The sequence below is a fragment of the Schwartzia sp. (in: firmicutes) genome, assembly GCF_978017985.1.
In genome coordinates this window covers 1-5319 of record NZ_CDXDFU010000096.1, presented here as the reverse complement: position 1 = coordinate 5319, position 5319 = coordinate 1, and the positions used below count along the sequence as shown (strand labels likewise).

The 5319-nt window shown below is 45.7% G+C and carries 5 protein-coding genes; 3 read left to right on the top strand and 2 right to left on the bottom strand.

What is annotated here, in order from left to right:
• Window positions 1-2707 (bottom strand): EAL domain-containing protein (locus ACY69O_RS04410; RefSeq protein ID WP_462332256.1); only part of this gene is annotated, 2707 nt, incomplete at its 3' end.
• Between the two features lie 303 nt (window positions 2708-3010).
• Between ACY69O_RS04410 and ACY69O_RS04405 the strand changes: the two genes are divergently transcribed.
• From ACY69O_RS04405 to ACY69O_RS04395, 3 genes are read left to right on the top strand one after another with little or no spacing between them, the layout of a single operon-like run.
• The gene (locus ACY69O_RS04405) at window positions 3011-3955 is read left to right on the top strand and encodes an NAD(P)/FAD-dependent oxidoreductase (protein WP_462332255.1); all 945 of its coding nucleotides are present in this window, start codon (window positions 3011-3013) and stop codon (window positions 3953-3955) included.
• Window positions 3949-4179, top strand: a complete 231-nt coding sequence (locus tag ACY69O_RS04400; RefSeq protein ID WP_462332254.1) for a glutaredoxin domain-containing protein — start codon at window positions 3949-3951, stop codon at window positions 4177-4179. Before ACY69O_RS04405 ends, ACY69O_RS04400 begins: the two co-directional genes overlap by 7 nt.
• A gap of 21 nt (window positions 4180-4200) precedes the next feature.
• Window positions 4201-4746 carry a glutathione peroxidase gene (locus ACY69O_RS04395; RefSeq protein ID WP_462332253.1) on the top strand — a complete coding sequence of 182 codons (546 nt, stop codon included), beginning with the start codon at window positions 4201-4203 and terminating at the stop codon, window positions 4744-4746.
• Window positions 4747-4816: 70 nt separating this feature from the next.
• Here the strand turns inward: ACY69O_RS04395 and ACY69O_RS04390 are convergent.
• Window positions 4817-5319, bottom strand: a 503-nt coding sequence (locus ACY69O_RS04390; protein ID WP_462332252.1) for a restriction endonuclease, incomplete at its 5' end; no start/stop codon positions are given.

Sequence of the window (5319 nt, the reverse complement as noted above, 5' to 3'; positions counted from 1 at the left end):
GGAACTCCTCGGAGAGATACCCTGCTTCTGCCTCTTCAATGCGGCTTATTAGAGTACTCGGCTCAGAAAAAGCAAGGTAAGCCTCCAAGTCATCAGGGTGGATAAACATGCTTGCGTAAAGGTTGCGGCTTTCCAACAGATTATTGTGACGGTCAGACTCTCCCTCGCAGAAGGCTCCGTTGCTGATTATCCGCTCCACATAATCCTCGTCAAAATGAATAAGGCTGACCTCATCGTAGCTCATAGCCATCGCCATAAGATAACGGTTGAACCGCGCTATTTTTTTCGTATCCGCATGAACGGTCATCGTTTCCAGCGAAACAATAATCATATACTTTTCATCCAGACGGGATATCGCCTTTGAGGTGAATTGCATATATTTCCCGTCTACTGCATAAGTAAACTCCTCCTGCGCTCCGCTGGCAGCCGTACGAACGGCAAAGCTGTGATACATTCTTCCCGCAGGAGTATGTTGATCATTCATCATAGCCTCCGCCTCTCGGAGAGACACCACCCCTATCTCCGCAAGAGACTGCTTAAACGCATCGTTTGCGAACAGAAAGGTCTGAGTCGTCCCGTCGAACAAGATAAGCGCCATAGACCGGTCTGTCTGAAAATCCACTGTCCCCAGCGCGCGGCAGAACACCCTCTCCTCTGCGTTCATAAGCGGCATCTGCCGTTCATTGAGCAACGCTATCGTCTCCCGAATAGGCTGAGGCCGTCCTATTAAATACCCCTGCACGAACTGGCATCCGATATCCCGCAGGAAATCCATCTGTTCCTGTGTCTCTACGCCCTCAGCCAGCGTATGAATACCTATCTCCTTCGCCATACTGACAATAGCACGTATAATATCCTTGGACCTCTGGTCGAATTTCGACAGAAAAACCATATCTATCTTCAGCGCGTCAAAATCATAATCCTTAAGCACGTTAAGAGACGAATATCCGCTTCCGAAATCATCCATCCAGACCTCATAGCCTGCCTGATGGAATCTGACCACCTGCTCCTTGATATAAGTATTAGCCGCAAAAAGACTCTCCGTTATCTCTATGTGAAGCATCGAGCGGTCGATGTTTTCTGCCTTCACCGCATCCTCAATGATTTGAAAAATATCACATGAAACAAAATCGAGCCTTGAAAGATTGAAAGAAACCGGCACTACGGTTTTACCCTCATCCATTGCTTCACGCATTTCCCTGCACACATGGAGAATCATGTATGAATCCAGCTTGTGGATTTGATGTGATGACTCAAGGGCGCCTATAAAAACGCCCGGGTGCAGGAGCCCATACTCTGGATCATTCCATCTCGCAAGAGCTTCAAAACTGTATACGCGTTTGGAAAGCGTGCAGGCAACAGGCTGATAATAGACCTCAATCCAACCGTTATCAATAGCCTCATCAACATGGGATGCCACATAATGCTGCAGCGTATCCATCTCCTGCATGGCAGGCTCATAAAAACAGCAGAATTTTGACGAATCAAACTGTATCCATTTGCGTGCAAGCTGCGCCTTTTCGCAGGCGGCAATGATTCCCTCATCACGGTCCTTCATCTCATAAATACCGACCTTGAGCTGTATCGTCGGACCGAAATCCGAACCGAGGATATCCCGGCACACCGATGCCACCTCATCCTCAAGGTTGTCCTTCGTGCTCAGCACCACAAAATGGTCATCATAAAAACGGCAGACAAACTCACCTTTGAAATGCTCACGGATAACATCAGCGCACTGTCTCAAAAGCGTGTCTCCTGCATCATAGCCAAAAAGATAGTTGTACTCCTTAAAATCACATATATCGAAAAAAAGCACACTGAATTTTTTCGGGCCCGGCATCAAAGAACAAAGCTCCTTCTCTCCGTGAACCCTGAGATAATTCAGAGACGGCAGCGCCGTCAGCTCGTCTATCAACTGTCTGTCCTCACGGTCTGCAAGCATCAGCACACATGCTTCACGCCCCTGCCATTCCGTCCTTGATGCATGAAAAATCACGGCCTTGTTTTCATCCGGCAGCATCAGGGTGAACTTGCCCCGTTCAATCATCTCAGCAGCTGAATAAGGAAACGCATCAATTCCCAGATATTCCTCTATAGAAACACCGTTGCCATAGCCGGGAGGAGGCGCGATTATCTTCCTCATGCGCTCGTTTGCATAAAAAAGCTCATGGGTTTCAACATCAAAAATCACAACTGCTTCATCGTATCGGGCAAGACTTTCAAAGAAAGTACGGTTCATGAGATCCTCCTGCGCCCGATCCATCTCATTCGCCGTAGTCACGTCATCGTAATACACGATGGCGTAGCGAGTCCCGTCCGTCATAGTATGATGATAGCCACGGGCGTGAATAACAGACCAGCCCTTACGTACAGGCATCTGTTCCCTATAGGTCACATCGTACACACTGCTTCTGCCCATGGCAAAATCCCGCGCCGCCTTTATGATACGGTCGCGGTCATCCGGGTGCACATACCGATACATATCCTCGTTATAAAAATCAATCATATCCTCACGATTCTTGATACCATGTCCCATATACTCCAGAATCGCGTCCGATACGAAAATCGTTACTACTTTATTGTCCACAAACTGATAAATCGCAAGTGGTATATCAATCTGCGTGAGTACCGACAGATAATCGTCACATTTTTCTCCGAAAAGTCTCGGAGCTTTGTTTTCGTTTTCCATTGCATTATATCCCTTCATAAGAGGTCTGCCTTCATTGTCTGTATTGTCACCCTATGCGGCTGGTATTGTCAAGTTTGTATATACTTTTTTCATTAAAATGCCAGAATACTGATTTTCTCTGCCATATGAAAATAAAATTTATTGTTATCGTTATTACTGTTCAATACAAGTATATTTTATCTGCCGGCACTTTTATTAAATATAAATAAACTTTCTATATTTTCGTTGATATATGACATACTCAACATATATAATTAAAATTGTAAAAGAGTATTTTTAAAAACAACAATAATATATTTTAATCTGCAGAAAGGAGCGCTTATGGATAAACCACACACGCACAAAAACGTCGTCATCTTAGGTGCAGGTATGGCAGGATTAACCGCAGCCCTATACGCGGGGCGGATGAATTTTTCCGTGCTTGTCCTTGAAAACGGTATCGTCGGCGGACAGATTGCCAATGCTACAGGCATCGAAAACTATCCGGGCTTCACAAAGGTCTCAGGCAGTGAGCTTATCGGAAACCTGCAGGCACAGGCAGAAAGCTTCGGTGCGGTTATCGACGAATTTGACCCGATACAAAAGGTCAGGCTTAATGCAACGCCAAAAATCATTGAAACAGATGAAAACATCTACGAAGCTGATGTGGTTATTATCGCAACGGGAATGACACGCCGCAGGCTGCCGCTGGCAGAATCAGGCAAATACGAAAATAAAGGTGTGCATTACTGCGAGCTTTGCGACGGACACATGTATCAGGATAAAACAATCGCCGTAGTAGGCGGCGGAAACGCCGCAGTAGATGCAGCAAACTTCCTGACAAAATACGCAAAAAGGCTGTATCTCATTCACCGCTCGCAGCTCCGCGCCGATGAAGTCTCCCGACAGCGGCTTAAAGAGAATGATAAGGCAGAGATTCTTCTTGATACGGAAATAGAAGCTCTCCACGGTGACGGACGACTGGAAAGCATAGATGTCCTTAACAAAGCCACAGGTGAAACTTCAACTCTTTCTGTTGACGGTATATTCGTGAATATCGGAGTTGAACCGAACACGGCACTGTTTGCCGAGGAGCTTGGAATTGGCGGCGGGCGCATTCCTGCCGGTGAAGACTGCAGGACTAAAATTCCCGGTGTTTTTGCCGCAGGAGATATTCGCGAAAAAGAAATACGCCAGCTCACCACGGCAGCCTCTGACGGAACAACAGCCGCTTTATTGGCGGAAAAATATATTAACGGCTTAAAAGGAGGAAACCCATCATGGTAAAAGTATATTCAATCACCCAATGTCCCTGGTGCGACAAGGTAAAAAAATACCTCAAAAGCAAGAACGTCGCTTTTGAGGAGCACAATATCGAAGAAAACGAAGCGGACCGGGAGGCCTGCTACAAGCTGACCGGAGACCTTGTTGTTCCTATCACTACAGTCAACGATAAAGACTATGTCCTTAGCTTTGACAAAGAAAAGCTCGATGCGATGCTCGGACTTTGACAGACAGAAAGGAGTACGTATATGGGAATTTATGATTTCACTGTAAAAACAAGCAAAGGCGAAGAAAAATCCCTCTCCGACTACAAAGGCAAGGTGCTCCTCATAGTGAACACCGCCAGCAAATGCGGCTTCACTCCTCAGTTCAAGGAGCTGCAGGATCTGTATATGAAATACAAGGATAAAGGACTTGAAATCCTTGGCTTCCCCTGCAATCAGTTCGCAGAACAGGACCCCGGAACAAACGAAGAGGTTCAGCAGTTCTGCCGTCTTAACTACGGCGTCACCTTCCAGATTTTCGAAAAAGGCGATGTCCGCGACGAAACAGCACAGCCACTCTTTAAATATCTCGTCAGTCAGAAAGGCTTTGAAGGCTTCGACGAAAGCCACCCTATAACGGAGAAGCTTGTAGCCGCGCTCAAGGAAAATTTCCCTCACTATCTCGAGGGCGATTCCATCAAATGGAACTTCACGAAATTCCTCGTGAACCGTGACGGCGAAGTAGTTGCCCGCTTTGAACCCACTACCGTCCCCTCTGCAATCGCCGCAGATATCGAAAAACTGCTTTAAGAGACAGCAAAAAGCTGACGCATAAACCTGCGTCAGCTTTTTTATTAAAGAAATACGGGTGTATTTATAATCACTGTTGCTTCGAAACAGGAATGTAAACCATCTTTAATGGAATCATGTTTTTATACTTATCATCCAGTAGATCATAATACTTCATGATAAGTTCAACCAATTCTGTTCCGTTGATTCCACGAATAATAGGCGTATTCTCAAGATACTTTTGGGCATTCTTCGTATAGTTGGACAAAGTCACAAACAAGCCATAGTCTCCTTCACGCATAGCCCCTTTCAAAGACTGAATTATCGCTTCCTTAATGTCGCTGTCCTGACTCTTGACCTGAACTAGAATTCTAGGGGGCAGTTCATCTTTATAAGCCGTAATATCAATGCCATTGTCTCCACCATGAGCAGAAACCTTTGTCCGATAACCCATTGCTTGTAACAGATTAGCCACAAACTCCTCCAAATTAGCGACATCAACTGGAGGAAAATCTATTTCTTTAAGGACATCAAAATGCTTATCCTCCGTTACTATATACCTGGCGCCACAAGCTAAAGCACAGTCAACAAACT